This window comes from Caballeronia sp. INML3B, from assembly GCF_023631305.1.
Lineage (GTDB): Bacteria > Pseudomonadota > Gammaproteobacteria > Burkholderiales > Burkholderiaceae > Caballeronia > Caballeronia turbans.
Window position 1 is genome coordinate 65,985 of record NZ_JALQDI010000074.1, and the last position, 15,514, is coordinate 81,498.

General features: G+C 59.3%; 17 protein-coding genes. 12 read left to right on the top strand and 5 right to left on the bottom strand.

All coding sequences use genetic code 11. The features are described from left to right. Nucleotides 1–28 precede the first annotated feature (28 nt). Together NCS58_RS30375 and NCS58_RS30380 are read right to left on the bottom strand one after the other, a co-directional pair. Complete coding sequence (locus NCS58_RS30375) at nucleotides 29–1,048, bottom strand: aromatic ring-hydroxylating dioxygenase subunit alpha (RefSeq protein ID WP_250538959.1); 1,020 nt, start codon at nucleotides 1,046–1,048, stop codon at nucleotides 29–31. Nucleotides 1,049–1,095: 47 nt separating this feature from the next. Next, nucleotides 1,096–1,887, bottom strand: a complete 792-nt coding sequence (locus NCS58_RS30380) for a coniferyl-alcohol dehydrogenase (RefSeq protein ID WP_061119755.1) — start codon at nucleotides 1,885–1,887, stop codon at nucleotides 1,096–1,098. Nucleotides 1,888–2,286: 399 nt separating this feature from the next. Here NCS58_RS30380 and NCS58_RS30385 point away from each other — a divergent pair, with 399 nt between their 5' ends. The 3 genes from NCS58_RS30385 to NCS58_RS30395 all read left to right on the top strand — a co-directional run bounded on the left by NCS58_RS30385 (nucleotide 2,287) and on the right by NCS58_RS30395 (nucleotide 3,957). Then, nucleotides 2,287–2,754, top strand: coding sequence for an SRPBCC family protein (locus NCS58_RS30385; protein ID WP_053572497.1), 468 nt, complete (start codon nucleotides 2,287–2,289; stop codon nucleotides 2,752–2,754). 66 nt (nucleotides 2,755–2,820) lie between these two features. Continuing rightward, on the top strand, nucleotides 2,821–3,168 hold the full coding sequence (locus NCS58_RS30390; protein WP_250538960.1) for a nuclear transport factor 2 family protein: 348 nt from the start codon (nucleotides 2,821–2,823) through the stop codon (nucleotides 3,166–3,168). Nucleotides 3,169–3,201: 33 nt separating this feature from the next. Further along, nucleotides 3,202–3,957 (top strand): SDR family NAD(P)-dependent oxidoreductase, encoded by a 756-nt coding sequence (locus NCS58_RS30395; protein ID WP_250478161.1) that lies wholly within the window; start codon nucleotides 3,202–3,204, stop codon nucleotides 3,955–3,957. A 110-nt stretch (nucleotides 3,958–4,067) separates the two neighbouring features. On the opposite strand, the gene NCS58_RS30400 is transcribed toward NCS58_RS30395, so the two are convergent. Further along, nucleotides 4,068–5,294: an ISL3 family transposase gene (locus NCS58_RS30400; RefSeq protein ID WP_250538961.1), complete on the bottom strand. Its 1,227-nt coding sequence runs from the start codon at nucleotides 5,292–5,294 to the stop codon at nucleotides 4,068–4,070. Nucleotides 5,295–5,673: 379 nt separating this feature from the next. Between NCS58_RS30400 and NCS58_RS30405 the strand changes: the two genes are divergently transcribed. Together NCS58_RS30405 and NCS58_RS30410 are read left to right on the top strand one after the other, a co-directional pair. Next, on the top strand, nucleotides 5,674–6,750 hold the full coding sequence (locus tag NCS58_RS30405; protein ID WP_250478162.1) for a porin: 1,077 nt from the start codon (nucleotides 5,674–5,676) through the stop codon (nucleotides 6,748–6,750). Between the two features lie 18 nt (nucleotides 6,751–6,768). Beyond that, nucleotides 6,769–7,131: a BON domain-containing protein gene (locus tag NCS58_RS30410; protein WP_061119759.1), complete on the top strand. Its 363-nt coding sequence runs from the start codon at nucleotides 6,769–6,771 to the stop codon at nucleotides 7,129–7,131. 45 nt (nucleotides 7,132–7,176) lie between these two features. On the opposite strand, the gene NCS58_RS30415 is transcribed toward NCS58_RS30410, so the two are convergent. Continuing rightward, on the bottom strand, nucleotides 7,177–8,436 hold the full coding sequence (locus NCS58_RS30415; RefSeq protein ID WP_061119845.1) for a flavin-dependent oxidoreductase: 1,260 nt from the start codon (nucleotides 8,434–8,436) through the stop codon (nucleotides 7,177–7,179). 189 nt (nucleotides 8,437–8,625) lie between these two features. On the opposite strand from NCS58_RS30415, the gene NCS58_RS30420 reads away from it, so the two are divergent. From NCS58_RS30420 to maiA, 5 genes are all read left to right on the top strand, one after another. Continuing rightward, nucleotides 8,626–9,129, top strand: coding sequence for a MarR family winged helix-turn-helix transcriptional regulator (locus tag NCS58_RS30420; protein ID WP_250478163.1), 504 nt, complete (start codon nucleotides 8,626–8,628; stop codon nucleotides 9,127–9,129). A 139-nt stretch (nucleotides 9,130–9,268) separates the two neighbouring features. Continuing rightward, a complete protein-coding gene (locus NCS58_RS30425; protein ID WP_250478164.1) occupies nucleotides 9,269–10,675 on the top strand; it encodes an MFS transporter in 1,407 nt (468 codons plus the stop codon). A gap of 107 nt (nucleotides 10,676–10,782) precedes the next feature. Continuing rightward, nucleotides 10,783–11,829 carry a gentisate 1,2-dioxygenase gene (gene gtdA, locus NCS58_RS30430; RefSeq protein WP_053572505.1) on the top strand — a complete coding sequence of 349 codons (1,047 nt, stop codon included), beginning with the start codon at nucleotides 10,783–10,785 and terminating at the stop codon, nucleotides 11,827–11,829. A gap of 57 nt (nucleotides 11,830–11,886) precedes the next feature. Beyond that, nucleotides 11,887–12,585, top strand: coding sequence for a fumarylacetoacetate hydrolase family protein (locus NCS58_RS30435; protein WP_250478166.1), 699 nt, complete (start codon nucleotides 11,887–11,889; stop codon nucleotides 12,583–12,585). A 35-nt stretch (nucleotides 12,586–12,620) separates the two neighbouring features. Next, complete coding sequence (gene maiA / locus NCS58_RS30440) at nucleotides 12,621–13,262, top strand: maleylacetoacetate isomerase (protein WP_250478167.1); 642 nt, start codon at nucleotides 12,621–12,623, stop codon at nucleotides 13,260–13,262. Nucleotides 13,263–13,389: 127 nt separating this feature from the next. On the opposite strand, the gene NCS58_RS30445 is transcribed toward maiA, so the two are convergent. Beyond that, entirely contained in the window at nucleotides 13,390–14,433 is a 1,044-nt protein-coding gene (locus tag NCS58_RS30445) for a porin (protein WP_250478168.1), read from the bottom strand. A gap of 343 nt (nucleotides 14,434–14,776) precedes the next feature. On the opposite strand from NCS58_RS30445, the gene NCS58_RS30450 reads away from it, so the two are divergent. Both NCS58_RS30450 and NCS58_RS30455 read left to right on the top strand, forming a co-directional pair. Next, a complete protein-coding gene (locus NCS58_RS30450; protein WP_061119765.1) occupies nucleotides 14,777–15,016 on the top strand; it encodes a tautomerase family protein in 240 nt (79 codons plus the stop codon). A gap of 36 nt (nucleotides 15,017–15,052) precedes the next feature. Beyond that, nucleotides 15,053–15,514 (top strand): SRPBCC family protein, encoded by a 462-nt coding sequence (locus NCS58_RS30455; RefSeq protein WP_250478169.1) that lies wholly within the window; start codon nucleotides 15,053–15,055, stop codon nucleotides 15,512–15,514.

Below are 15,514 nucleotides of genomic sequence, written 5' to 3' on the forward strand. Positions count from 1 at the left end.
TAACCGCCGCCTGACTGACGCGGCCCGCTCACGACGCCAGCGCGGTCGATTGCTGCTTCACCAGCTTCTCGACGATCCGGCGTGCCGCAACCGAGCCGCCGTCCGCGCGCACGCCAACTTCGGCCTTCATCGAATCGTCGGTGTCGATCATGATCTGCTGAGCTTCCAAAACCTCGACGTCTTCCATGAACGTGGTGTAGATCGAGTCATGAATCGTCTTCGTGACCTCCGCGTCGTCCTGGGCGAAGCAGCGCGTAATGGTCCAGTAGTACTTGCTCGTGCGCGCGTCGACGGGCGTGATCGTGTTGACGGAGAACCAGCGCAAGCCGCGTTCGAGATCGTCGGTGCCTGCCGGATAGGCGCGCGCATCGATGGTCACGCTCGCCGGCGGCTGGAAGCGAATGACCTGCCAGCGGTCGATGTTGCCCCCGAGCTTGCGAACGCGCGAGAACAGGGGCGGCGGCGGGGCGTTCTTGATGATTCGTTGCACATGCACTTCGTTGCCCTCGACACGCTGTGTCATCGGCGTTTCAACAATCTCGTTGGTACCGATGGTCCGCGTATGCACATACGTCTCGTGGGTGAGGTCTAGCAGGTTGTCGGTGAGAAGCTGATAGTTCGCCTTCACGTCGATGCAACCGCCGGTCGAAACCCAGCCCGGCTCGCTGTTGTAGCGGAAATCAGGAATCAGCGATTCATCTGCGGCCTCGGGATCGCCCATCCAGACCCAGATCCATTGCCACTTTTCGACCACCGGATAAGTGCGGACCTTCATGGAAGGAGGAATCTGCTGCTGGCCCGGAATGGCCACGCACGCGCCGCTGCAATCGAGCGTGACGCCGTGATAGCCGCATTGCACGGTATCGCCAATCAGATTGCCCTTGGAGAGCGCCGCGCGCCGGTGCGGGCAGCGGTCCATCAACGCGACAACCTTGCCTGCCTGGGTGCGATACAGCACGAGCGGCTCGCCGATAATCCAGCGTTGCGTCAGAGAGCGCTGGATCTCGTTGCTCCAGCCAGCCACATACCATGAATTCTTGAGGAACATTCTTTTCAACCTTGATTAGAGTGATTAGGCGACAGGAGGGAGCAACCTCAGACGGGGTCGAGAATGCGGGAGGCGACCAAGCCCCCGTCGACCGGCAGATTCACGCCATTGATCCAGGCGCTTTGCGCTTGCAGCAGGAAGACAATTGCGGGCGCCATCGCTTCCGGCGTGCCGACCCCGCCTGCACGGCGAATCGCGTCGTCGACGTTCGCGGCACCGAGTGATGCACGGAAGTCCTTCAGGATCGGCGTGTCGGTCGGCCCCGGGCTGATGCAGTTCATGCGGATGCCAGCGGCACTGCGCAGGGTCGTGGCGCGCGCCATGGTCCAGACGATCAGCGCTTCCTTGAAGTACGCGTAGGCGCCCGCGTCCGGGACCGGATGCTGTTCGAGCCACTGCAGACCTTCCGTGAAGTCGCGGGTGGCCGCGAGCTCGACGTGAAGCGCGCGCCGCGCCTGCCAGTTTTGGCCGGCCGTAGAAGCCACATTGACGATGGAGCCGTCTGCGCGGAGCTTCGGCAATACGGCTTCAGTGAGCCGGCGCAGGCCGAGATAGTTCACACGGGCAACGATGTCGCCTCCCGCATTGCCGGGAACGCCCGCGACGTTACACAACCCGTCGAGCGTGCCGGGCAATTGAGCGGCGGCGGCGTCGATCGACAGCGGGTCGGCAAGATCGATCTGGATGAAACGGGTGACGTCGAAGTCGGGTGCGTGACGATCGAGTGCAATGACCTCGATATCCTGTGCGATAAGCAGACGAGCGGTGTGCGCACCGATACCGGACGCGGCGCCGGTGATCGCAACCGTCTTCAGCTGCCCGGATTGGGACGCTGACATGTGTTCTCCTGTTTCAGAAGCGAAGTGGCTGAGCGTTCTATTCCAGCTTCACTTTGATGATGTGTCTCTTGATCTATTTCGTTCTATGTCTGTATCGGCCGGTCGCACTCGAAGTAGCAGTCTTGCGATGCGGCGATGTAATGATTGTCGAAGCGCTTGATTGACGAGTCCATATAACGAGGTTGATAGCGCACGTTCGATGCCGTTTATACGAGCCGAAGATGCAAGCCGGGATGGTGCCGTGGAGCCGAATAACCACACAAGTCGCGAATAAATGAGATCGATAGCTGAATATTGGCCATGCCAATGGTTGTTCCAGCATGGCCCACCTAGAATCAAATCCAGTGCATGGAACGTGTCCATCGCTGCAGAACCATATTTCGCTCAAAGGAGACAGTAATGATCAGCGTCAGCCGCAAGCTGGAAGTCAATCCTGCAGACGGTTCCGAAAAGGTTCGTCTCAATCGTCAGCAAGTGTGGGAAGGTCTGGTCCGCAAGGCGGAGAACGCCGTGCCATACGTTGAAGCCATCGAGAAGTGCGACATCGTCGAACAGAAGCCGGACCGTTTAATTCGTGAAGTCGTGCTCCATGGGGAAACCCTGCGCGAGCTGATCCTGTTCTTCCCGCAGGAGCGCGTCGAGTTCGTCCGCCTCTCGGGACATGCGAAAGGACAGATCAAGAACATCATTGAGGAAGATGCCGACGGCACGCTATCGCTGCGCTTCACGTTCGATATTGTGCTCGAGGGCGAGGAGCCGGGTAGTAAGAAGGAAGCGGAATTCGCAGCAGGCATGGAGCAAGCCTACCTAGACGCCGTTCGCACCACGCTGCGACGCATTCGCGAGGATGCTACAACGCAGGTTTGAACGATCGCCCGACCGCGGCAAGCAATTACAAGAAAGGAGACAGATATGCGCTGCAATATCGAAGCAATGTTCACCGATATCGACGCGAAGAACGTGCAAGGCTTCCTCTCGAATCTCGCAGATGACGTGGTATTCCAGTTCGCCAATGCCACGCCGTTGAAGGGAAAGCGTGAGGTGGAGGAGGGTGTCAGCGGCTTCTACGCGAGCATTGCCGGACTAAATCACGAAATGACGGGCAAATGGGAAATCGATGAAACGACCGTATTGCGCTTCAGAACGGTCTACACCCGGCACGATGGCGGTGCTATCGAAGTGCCGTGCTCCGTGATCCTGCATCATGCCGAGGACGGCCGCATCGACGATTACCGCATTTATACCGACCTCTCCCCTGTCTTTGCTCCTCAGATGCACTAGCCCGTTAACCCGGAGGATGAAATGCAACATCCATTGGATGGCAAGGCGATCATCGTCACGGGCGCCGCGCGTGGGATCGGGCGTGCGGCGGCGTACGCATTGGGCGAGGCGGGCGCTTCACTCGCGCTGGCCGATCTCGATGAAGAGGGCCTGCAGGAAACCGCGGAGTACCTGAAGCGCTCTGGCGTGCAGGTAATGGCCGTCAAGACGAACGTGGCGCGGGAACCCGACGTTGCGGCGCTGGTCGAGCGTGCCGTGACCAAGTTCGGACGCATTCACGGGGCGTTCAACAACGCGGGCGTCGAACAGCGTAATGCGGCGCTGCATGAGATGACCGAGGAGCAGTGGGACGTCGTGATGGACGTTAACCTGAAGGGCGTCTTCCTCTGCCTCAAGCATGAGATCGCTGCGATGCTGAAGTCGGGCGGCGGCGCAATCGTCAATACGTCGTCGGGTCTCGGCCGTGTGGCGATTCCGAACGCGGCGGAATACTGCGCATCCAAGGCTGCGGTTCTCGGCGTCACGAAAAGCGCGGCGGTCGAATACGGTGCTCGCGGTATTCGTGTGAACGCGGTCTTACCGGGCATTATCCGCACGCCGATGATTGAGTCGCTCATTAGTCAGCCGCAGTTCTCGGACCTTTTGCCTCAGCTCGAGTCGCGACATCCAATCGGCCGTCTCGGGTCGCCCCACGAGGTCGGAGACGCCGTGGTTTGGTTGCTCTCCGATCAGTCTTCATTCGTTACTGGGGCGGAAATCGCCGTCGACGGCGGATATCTCGCGCTGTAGCCAATAAACATTCGCAGTCCGGTCACCCTTCGACGCTTCCTGGCTCACGTTGCAACGTGAGTCCCGGAAGCGTTTTTTGGCTCTTTTGAAAATGAAGTGGGTAATGGCTCTCAGCGGGCATGCGAGTTGAATGCGGAGAAGTCGAGTTTGCCAGCGATAAGAAACAGCACCGTTCGCATGGTTGCGAAGCGCGTGTAGCCACGAGCCTTGCGCTTCGCGGCCTGAAACAAGCCGTTGATGGCTTCGATAAAGCCGTTGGTCTGTCGGGTCTGGGTCCACGCAACGATGCCGTCAAAGTGTCGGCGAATCAATCGTGCGACCTCCTTCATCGGTTCGACTTTCGAACGCATGACGTTGGTGCACCACTGCCGCAACAATTCGGAGACGACATGAATTTGCTTGCGTTCGAGAATCTCGCGCAACTGCTCGCGATACAACCAGGCGCGGGCCGTTCGCTTGGTGGTGTACTGCCCGAGAAGGGCCTCGAGGTCCGTCAATTGCGCAAGGTTCAGCTTGTTGGCGTCCTTAAGCAGTGTCCAGCGCATCCCTTTAAGTTCTGGGTCGGCTTTCTGTTGTTGGCGCCGGACCGTATCAAGCGCCTTGGACGCATGGGCGACGACGTGAAACTTGTCGAACGTCACTCGCGCATTGGGCAGATGTTCGCCGACGCCTTTGATGAACGCGGGCGACATGTCGATGCTCACGGACGTCATTTGCTCAGGCGTGCCGTGATGCTGGCTAAGGTGGGCCGCAAAGCTCTCAATCGTCTTCGCGTCACGGCGAGGCGTGACGAATACGACGCGCCGAGCCTGCATATCGGCGACCAGCGTCAGATATTCGTGGCCTCGCCGGTACGAGGTTTCGTCGATGGCCACCGAGCTGACGTCCGACAGGTTCGCCGACGCCAGCGCGAGTTCCACATAGCGCGAGCAGATGGCATGCACCCGATGCCAGGACAGATTGACGATGCGCGCCACTGCGGCAAACGGCATCTGTTGCGCCAGCATCAGCACCAGGGCCTCGAACAGCAACGTGAAACCGTCGAGTTGGCCGACCCATTCCGGCACGACCAGCCGCACCGAGCCATCGGGCAAGCGCACGCGCGGCACACGCACTTCCAGATAGCACTCGTGCTGGAAGAAATTCAGGTGGCGCAGCCGCTTGATTTGCGTGTCGTGCACTGGATGCTCACCGGCGAGCCCGGAGTAGGCGAAGCGACTTCCTGCGACAAAGTCCACCGCAATCGTCAGCTGTCGTTTGGCCGTATCAAAGTCGACACCTTGCACGTACCACGGTGCCTTGATTCCCAGGGCGGCTTCAAAGAGTTGATTCGTCATTGTTCGCTTGGTCGTGCATGGCTGGTTGCCGCATTCTGCCGCAACCAGCCATTTCCCAGCTTGTCGATGCAAAGCGCCTCAAGGGTTCGCTGCGCCGGGCTCCCGCCCGCCCTTGACCCGCACAACCACCCACTCTGATTTCAAAAGAGGCCGTTTTTTTTGGCCTTCGAAGGCTCGCGATATAGACCGGATTTGTATCGAACCTTAGAGCGTAGCGAATGGTTTATCAAAGCGCACACCCATAAAATCGAATCGCCGTCTGTCTCTCTGGACAGGTGGAGCAAGCCATCCATCCACTTCGGAAATCATTCAAGCCTGCCTTGATCAAGTGAAAAAGATAAGACCAATCTTGTAACGAATATACAGGAGGAGACGGTCGATGTTAAAGATGAAATCGGCGGCGCACGTGGCGACCGCCTTAGGTGTTTGCGTGTGCAGTACGCATGCTGAAGCACAAAGCAATGTCACGCTGTATGGGATTGTGGATAGCGGATTTTTCTACTCTAGTAAATCGATTGATTCATCGGGGAATAGAACAGGAAAGAAATTTGCATTGATTGATAGCGGTCTTTCCCCTTCGCAATTCGGCTTGAAGGGCACCGAGGATCTTGGCGGGGGATTAAAGCTCGATTTCGATCTGGAAAGCGGCATTAACATGACCAACGGGGGGTACAACAGCTCCAATGGCAATTTTTTTGGTCGGCAAGCCTGGATGCAGTTGCGCAGCGATATCGGCAACTTGAAGATGGGTCTGCAATTCTCCCCCTTCTTTCTGACTCTCTATGATCTTGATCCACGTGGCCTCGCACCGTTCGGCACCAGCGTCGTCCATTACATTGACAACGTGGTGGGGACAGGCCTGGCCAACGCCAACGCGATCTCTTACACCACCCCGGTCATGGCTGGTCTGCAGGCGAGCGTCATGTATGCATTTGGTGGCTCGCCAGGCGATTTCCAAGCCGGCCAGCAGTACTCAGCCAGCCTGAAATACGACAACGGAAGCCTGCTGCTCGCCGCTTCGATTTACAACGGTAATGCAGGCGGCACTGCGGCCTCGACTCCGGTGCCTACGACCGTTGAATTCGCCGGCCGGATGATCGGCGGAGGCTATCGCTTCGGGAAACTGACGGTCAAAGCTTCCTACACGAGCTACAAGGTCGCTGGCGCAATGAGCAATAACGTCTGGGGCGGAGGCGCCGATTTCCTGGCCACTCCTGAAATCGATGTGAACGCTGGCGTCTGGTACGCCAGCGACCGCAATAACACGGCCAACCATTCATTGCTCGGATCCGCGGGGATTAACTACTACTTGTCAAAGGCCACCACCTTGTACGGTCAGGTAGCCGTCGTCAACAATCACGGCGCGATGACTACCGGGCTGTCCGTCAATGGCGCGCTGAAAGAGGGAGCCGGTACCTCGGTGGGCGGCGCAATCGGCGTTCGGCACATGTTTTAATTTGGCGGGAGATAACGCATGAACAGAAAGCACATGAGCGCCGGCTTGGCTGTCCTGCTTTCGCTGGCGGGAATCGGGGGCGTGAGCGCTCAGGGTAATGAAGCGGTTGCGTCGGATGTTGCCCCGTCCAGCGCGGTCCCGTCGGCAAGAGAAGCAAGACTTGCCAATCGACGGCTCGCGAAAACGGTGCGAAGCCGACTCGCGAAGGTGAAGGGCATCGACGTGCTCAATATCGTTGTGGTCGCGAAAAACGGTACGATCACGCTTGGAGGTTCGGTACCGGAGGCCGGTCAGATAGAGCTCGTCGTCGCTGCCGCGCGTGATACACCCGGCGTGGAGGCGGTCAATAACGCACTACGAGTAAAGGCAGCTGGGCAGTGAAGGCAGCGTCCCTCGCGTATAGCGAGGGACCTGTCGTGCTTTACCTTAGGCGCCGGACGAAGCCTCCAGTCCTTTCACTGTATAACCGGCAACTTGCTTGTAGCTCGCAGTAATACTCTGAAGCTCGGCCTCGTCGATAATTCCTGCAAGCGACGTGAACGGCTGCCCATTCGTCCTTTCATGCACCACTTGCAGGATCTTGTCGGGCGGCGCCTTGCGATTGGTAAGCACCACCTCGCCCGTCGCCTTCACGCGTTCCCTGTCGTAAGCCATAAGTGCCTCCGGACCGACGCCGATGTCGACGAGATATGCGCTGAGCACATCGGCATCGACGATCGCTTGACCCGCGCCGTTGGAACCACGCGGCACCATCGGATGAGCCGCGTCGCCAAGCAGCGTGAGCCGACCGAACGTCCACCGCGGCAGCGGGTCTTGATCCACCATCGGGAACTGCAAAATGCCTTCCGTTGATTCGATCATGGCCGCCACGTCGAGCCAGTCGAAGTGCCAGTCAGCGAACGCTGGGAAGAAATCCTCAAGGCGTCCGGCACCATTCCAGTCGCGACGCGCAGGCTGTGGCGCATTGATTTCCGCCACCCAGTTCACGAGCTGACGGCCCTGTTCGTCGACATTGTCGCGAATCGGGTAAATGACCATCTTGCCGACGCCTGGCACCAGCGCGCCGGCGCGCACCATCGTAGCGCCGCTGAGAAAGGGCTTCCAGTGAACCGCGCCGCGCCACATGTTCACGCCCGAGTAACGCGGCGCCCCTTCATCCGGATAGAACTGCTTGCGCAGCGCCGAATGCAAGCCGTCACATGCGACGGCAACCGAAGCTCTAACGGCGTACGCGCGATCATTCGAATCCACGAAGTTGACGATGGCTTCGTCATCCGAACTCGATGCACCAACGCACTTACGATCGAGCACGACGGCATCGTCACCGAGGCGTTCGCGTACCGCTTCCAAGAGCGTGGTTTGGAGATCTCCGCGATGAATCGAGAACTGTGGTGTCGCATAGCCGGCAGCAACGCCCGACGGCTCACGATAAATCAGTTGGCCGTGTCTGTTAAAGAAGGCAGCTTCCTTCGTTGCCACTGCGACTTGAGCCAGCCGTTCGTTAAGGCCGAGACGCCCCAACACCTTCGTGGCATGCGGCAACACGTTAATGCCCACGCCAAGCGGACGAAGCTCTGGCACCGCTTCATATACGCGGCAACTGATTCCTGCATCGTGCAGAGCAAGCGCGAGCGTCAATCCGCCGATGCCCGCACCGATCACCGCGACTTCACATTCCTTTGACATATCTCCTCCGTGCACAATCGTGCGATTCACGAACGACACCAGTTCTTGGCATCGGCGATAATTGACAGACGTCTGCCGAATATTAGTGAGAGCCGCGCGCCGTGTCAACAACGTTCGGAAGACTAGACGAGCTTGCTGCAAGCGCTAGGTTAAACTTGCTCGGCACAGACCTTATAACCCTTACGCGGAATGACAAAGAGAACCGCCCAATCGCCCACTTCCGACCCGGCGCTCGATGAACTCTATCGGCGCCCGGGCTTTTTGATTCGCCGGGCGCACCAGATTGCGATGGACATGTTCATCGAGGCGTGCGCGCCGATCGATCTGACGCCAAGTCAGTATGGCGTGCTCTATATTCTCAACGTAGCCGGGCCGATGAGTCAGATCGGCGTCGCACGTCTGATCGGTCTTGACCGGTCGACCACTGCGCTCGTCATCAAGCTGCTCACCGAACGCGGCTTAACGATGAAATCGCCCAGTCCGCTCGACGCGCGCAAGGTCGAAATACTGATCACGGCGGACGGCAAGCACGCGCTGCGCCAGGCCGCAAAGTTCGCCGAACGGGAGCGTAAGTCGCTGCTTGCGCCGTTCAGCGCGGAAGAAGCGTCCACTTTTCTCCGATTGCTCGAGAAGTTTGTGACGCACCATAACGAGAATACGCGCGTGAGTATCGTCGGATCCATCGACGCATAACTCACTCAGTCTAAATCCCCGGTTCAATCGGTCTGCGACGAAGCATGCAGTCATGCATCGTCGCATTCCTATATTGACAGACGTCTGCCGAAATGTGACTATCGCTTCGTGATTGCGAGAGCGTGCTGTCGAAGAGTCGATGCGGGCCGTCGCGACACCTCGTCAAAACAATGCTCGTGGCGGAGCAGGAGACTGTATGCAACATATCGATATCACCCGGCTCGTCGACGAAGGCCCATTCGGCAAGACACGCTTTCTCGTGGCACTGCTGTGCTGTCTAGCTGTGTTCTGCGATGGCTTCGACACCCAAGCCATCGCGTACATCGCGCCGGCGCTCGCGGCGGAATGGCATGTGAGCAAATCGGCCTTCGGCCCTGTGTTCGCCGCGAGCCTCGCCGGTCTGATGGTCGGGGCTCTATTGTTCGGTTCGCTGTCCGACAGGCGTGGCCGCAAGATCGGACTAATCCTGAGCGTGGTCGTGTTCGGCGTGTTTTCACTTCTGACCGCAAGCGTCGATTCGGTCGGCGCGCTTCTCGTCATGCGATTCCTCACCGGCCTAGGTCTTGGCGGCGTGATGCCGAACGCGATCGCGCTGACGTCCGAATACGCCCCAGCACGAATTCGCAGCACGGTCGTGATGGTCATGTTCTGCGGGTTCTCGCTGGGCGCGGCGCTGGGTGGCGTGGTGGCGGCATCGCTGATCGGCCATTTCGGATGGCGCAGCGTGCTGATAGCCGGGGGAATCGCACCGTTGTTGCTTACACCTGTGCTAATGCGCTATCTGCCGGAATCGCTCGACTACATGGTGGCGAAGGGCATGGCGCGGGAGCGGATCGTAGCGGCGTTGGCGCGCATCGCGCCAACCGTCGACATCGATCCCGACGACCGGTTCATCCGCCATGCGCGTGATGCGGCCCGGTCATCGGTGGCCGAGTTGTTCTCGAAGGATCGCGCGCGCACGACAGTGCTGTTTTGGCTGATCTTCTTCATGAGTCTGCTCGAGGTGTATCTGTTTTCGAGTTGGCTGCCTATTTTGCTCAGCGAAAGCGGGCTGTCTGTCGATCGCGCGGTGACGACCAGCAGCCTATTCCAAGTTGGAGGCGTGGCGGGCACCTTGCTGCTCGGGCGCTTTATTGACCGTCGCTGGCCGTTCGCGCTGCTGTCGCTCGTCTATGCGGGGGCGTCGGCCGCCGTGCTGCTGCTCGGCTTAAATGTGCACGGCGCTTTTTCTGTGATGGTCTGCGCCATTCTCGCGGCGGGCTTCTGCATCGTCGGTGGTCAGATTGCTGCGAACGCGCTGGTGGCGCGCAGCTATCCGACTGCGATTCGCGCGACCGGCGTCGGCTGGGCGTTCGGCGTCGGGCGCATCGGCTCCATCATGGGACCGCTCATTGGCGGCGCTTTGCTCGAAATGCGATGGGATCCCGCGCATCTGTTCATGCTCGGCTGCGTTCCCGCGCTCGTGTCCGCTGGCGCCGCATGGGCACTTCACGCGCGCCGGGTTGAGGGCAACGCGGTCACGGCGCTGGAGCAAGGCGGTGCCTGATGCCGGCTAATAACTGAAACTGTCGCTGATTCTTCGCGGAGCACGACGCAGAACAGGGCGTTCCTACGCGTCGCATTCGATCGACCAACGTCAGAAGGAGACATGCAATGTCCACGGAACAGATCCGCGCGTCGCGCGCGGCGTACTACACAAAGATTGCACAGCAACGCATGGCACCGTTGTGGGAATCACTGCACAACTTGGTGCCGAAGACGCCGCAGCCGAAGGCCGAGCCTGCCATCTGGAAGTATTCCGAAGTGCGCGAGCTGGTCATGCAGGCGGGCGACGTCATCAGCGCCGAGGAAGCCGTGCGGCGCGTGCTGGTGCTCGAAAACCCGGGGCTGCCGGGAAAGTCGAGCATGACGCCGAACCTATACGCCGGGCTGCAACTGATTTTACCCGGCGAGATTGCACCGAGTCATCGCCACACGCAGTCGGCGCTGCGATTCATCGTCGAGGGCAAGGGGGCGTGGACGGCGGTTGATGGTGAGCGCACCACGATGCATCCAGGTGACTTCATCATCACGCCGTCATGGACCTGGCACGACCACGGCAATCCTTCGGTCGACGAAGGCGGCGAGCCAGTCGTTTGGCTCGACGGTCTGGACATTCCCTTGCTCGCGCAGATTGACGCAGGCTTCGCCGAGAACTATCCGGAGAAGACGCAGCCTGTGTCACGCGCGGAAGGCGAGAGCTTTGCGCGCTTCGGGCACAACATGGCTCCGGTGCGGCATCGCGTAAGCGATCCGACCTCGCCGATCTTTAGTTACCCCTACGCACGCAGCCGCGAAGCGCTCGACACTCTGTATCGCAACGGAGCAGTCGACGAGTGGGATGGCGTGAAGCTGCGCTACGTTAACCCGACGACCGGCGGTTGGCCGATGCCGACGATCGCCACCTTTATGCAATACCTGCCGGCGGGCTTCAACGGACGCACCTACCGCAGTACCGACGCTACGGTGTATTGCGTCGTCGAAGGTAACGGCGAGGTGGCCATCGGCGAGCGCGTGTTCAGCTTCGCACCGCATGATGTGTTCGTGGCACCGTCGTGGGCACCGGTTCGGCTGAATGCGTCCGCGGAGAGCGTGTTGTTCAGCTACTCGGATCGCCCGGTGCTGTCCGCACTCAATCTCCTTCGCGAAGAGCGTCACTGAACTTCATATCAACGAGCGTACTGCGCTTCCATTCTTTCCATTCGAGTAGATACCATCATGGCATTCGTTTTCCCTCCCGAAGCACCGGTCGCGGTTCCTGTCGCGGGCCGCGATGCCCAATTTGCCGTACGCCGCGTTTATTGCGTAGGCCGCAACTATGCCGCGCATGCGCGCGAAATGGGTTTCGATCCCGATCGCGAGCCGCCGTTCTTCTTCTGCAAGCCCGCCGACGCCATCGTGCCCGTCGGCTATGACGAGACCCTCGAACTTGCGTACCCGTCGGAAACCCAGAACTATCACTACGAAGCCGAACTGGTTGCAGTGATCGGCAAGGGCGGCTCAGACATCACGCTCGAGAACTCGTTGAGTCACGTATGGGGCTACGCGGTCGGTCTCGACATGACCCGCCGCGACCTACAAATGAAGATGCGCGAGATGGGCCGTCCCTGGGAAATTGGCAAGGCGTTTGACCGTTCTGCGCCGCTCGGCCCGATTCATCCGGTAAGCGACGTCGGCCACTTTGAACAAGCCGGGCTCTGGCTCGATGTCGACGGCGTCACAAAGCAGAAGAGCGATGTGTCGCATTTGATCTGGTCGGTCGCGGAGACGGTCGCATATCTGTCGAAATTCTTCCGACTGGAACCGGGCGACGTAATCTTCACCGGTACGCCGGAAGGTGTCGGCGCCGTCAAGCCGGGCAACACGATGAAAGTCGGCGTGGAACGCCTCGGCGAACTGACCGTACGCGTCGTGTAGCGCGACATCCGTCATCATCGACCATGGGATCCGCCGTGCAATTACATAGCTTCTTCAACAGCTCGACGTCATATCGCGTGCGCATCGCGCTGGCGCTCAAGGGTGTCGCTTTTGATACGCTGCCGGTCAACATACGCAAGGGCGAGCACCGCGCCGTCAACTACATCGCGAACGTAAATCCATCCGCCGCGGTGCCGGCTATTGTCGACGACGGCTTCACACTGGGTCAGTCCATCGCGATCATCGACTATCTCGACCAGGTTCATCCTGAGCCACGGTTGATTCCGTTGCAAACGCACAGCCGCGCGCGCGTGCTCGAGTTCGCTTCGCTGATCGCCTGCGACATTCATCCGGTGAACAACCTCCGAGTGCTGCGGTATCTGGAGACTGAACTGGGCGTGACGGCGCAGCAAAAGAGCGACTGGTACCGTCACTGGATCGCGGAGGGCATGGAAAGTGTGGAGCGAATGCTCGCTCGCGAGAATTCCGGACCGTGGTGCTTCGGCAACCAGCCGACGCTCGCGGATGTGTGCCTCTTGCCGCAAATCTCGAACGCCTTGCGGATGGGCTGCGATCTCCGTCCCTACGCGCGCAGCCTGGCGGTGTATGAATTTGCCGCGGATCATCCGGCGTTCGTACGCGCGGCGCCGGCGCGCCAGCCGGATTTCGTGGCCTGACAGAAGCTCGTGGATGAATGGTTCAGGGCAGATCCATGACTGGATCTGCCTTTTTTGATTGGTTGGTCGGCAGACGGAAGCTCCCCGATCCGCGCGGTAGCTCAACCACGATTCGTGAATCGGCAGGTCAGAACTTATGCACCAACCCGAGTTGCATGCCGCGTGCGGGAGCGCCCGGATAGGCGACCGGAATGCCCGCGGTCGTCGCACCGTTCATGGCGAAGGTAGCGCGGTTGTGGTTCTCGATCCAAGATGCGGCAGCGTACACGTTGGTCCGCTTGGAAAGGAAATAGTTAAGCATCACGCCTACCTGATCAGCGTTACTGTCTAGGTTCGACTTGTCGTGCAAGTGTGCTGCTCCGAAGGAGAAGAACGTCGCCGGATTGAACATGTAGCGCACCGATGCCGTGAGCACGTCTCGATTTAGCGGCGTGTCCGATTGCCGGTTGTTGTTGTAGCCGAGATAGAAGGTGAGATTGCCCAAATCGTACGAGGCGCCGGCATAAAGCGCTTTCAAGACTGTGCCGGCACTTGAACCTGGCCAGACAACTCCCACCGGGTCTTCGACGCGCTGATAGCCGATTACCGCGCCTACCGGCCCTTTTGCGTATTGGATGCCGATGTGATAACTAGCGATTCCGTTCTGCGACGAATTGCTCGCATCGCGAAGACTGATCATCAACTGCGCCTTGGTACCTGCTATCTCAGGCGACTGGTAGGAGATGGCATTGCTCACCCGGGGCACGATTGCAAGAAAACTGATTAGGCCGGAACCAATTGTCTGGCCGTTGAACGCGTCGAGCGCGCCGGAGACCGGAATATACACAGGCGAGTTCTGTCGGCCGAAGCGGACCTCGCCATAGGGACTGCCGAACCCAACCCAAGCTTGACGGCCGAAGGCCGAGTTGGGAACACTTGCCGCGCCCGTCGTGGTGAGGATGCCTTGCTCCAAGATGAAATTAATGGAGTACCCGCCGCCAATATCTTCCTTTCCGAGCATGCCGAATCGCGAACCGAGATACATGCCGGGATCCATGCGCGCAGTCGTGCCGCCGCCAGTGTTTGCTACTTCTATGCTGTTATCCAGCAAACCATAAAGCGTGACGCTCTGTGCATGGGCTTGCGAGGCGCAAGCGATCAGGGCGGCGCAAAACAAGTGCTTCGTCTCCATTCCGTATTCCTATTTTTTGATGCGCGCTTGGCAGGGAAACGACGGCGCGATGGTTTCGTGACTTCGAACGGGTTTTTATGTGACGCGCAACACTTCGCGAGGAGGTATGGCAGACGCAGCACCCGCACCGGTCGCCTATCGTCACCCAACAAGTTTGTGCATAAAACGGATTTTGTGCAAGTAAGGCTAATCCCCGACCAGTTGCGGCGCTTCGATACACGCGTGGAGCGACAACGTAGCCCAAGCGTACGCGCAGTTTGATAACCAGCTAGGGACAAACCCTTTGTTTGCAGAATGCTTTAGAACATGCATACTTTGGCCAAGTCATTTCGAGGAGACAACCGTGCCGTTCGTAAATGTCCAGCATCTGGCGGGTGCGTTCACCCGAGAGCAACAACTGGCAATCATGGAAGACATCGTTGCGGCCGTCGTGCGACAGGGCGGCGAGGGCATCCGCCCCGCAACGATCGTCACGATTACCGAAGTTGCGGACGGACTTTGGTCAGTAGGCGGTCAGAGTCTGACTATGAAGGAAGTCGAGCGGCGCCGGGCTGCCCGTGCCGCCTCGTCCGATAAATCTTGAGTCCCGCCATCTTCAATCGTTAAGGAGAATCAGCCGATGTACGCCATTTCTGCAGCTTTCGAAGTAAATACGGCCAACGAGCCCGTTCAACTAACACGCGCCCAGATGTGGAAGGGCCTGGTTCAGAAGGCCGAATACGCGGTTCCGTTCGTGCCCGCGATGAAAGAGTGCGAGGTCATCGAGAGGTTCGAGGACGGGTTCATTCGCCAGATTTCGCTGCGCGGCAAGACGCTCCGCGAGCGCATCACGTTCACGCCCGATGTGCAGGTGCACTTTCAGCGCATCGAATCGGCAGACAACGGCTGGATCACGAATGTGCTGAGCGATTCTGAGCGCGGTCTCACGCTGACGTTCACATTCGCGCTGGTGTTCGACGGCATCGCGGCCGGGTCGGAGGACGAAAAGCGCAAGGGTGAAGAAGTGCGCGAGAGTTATGTTGAAGCGATTTCGGCAACCATCGCGGAGACGCGCCGCCGCGTGCAGGCCGGTGAGATCTGA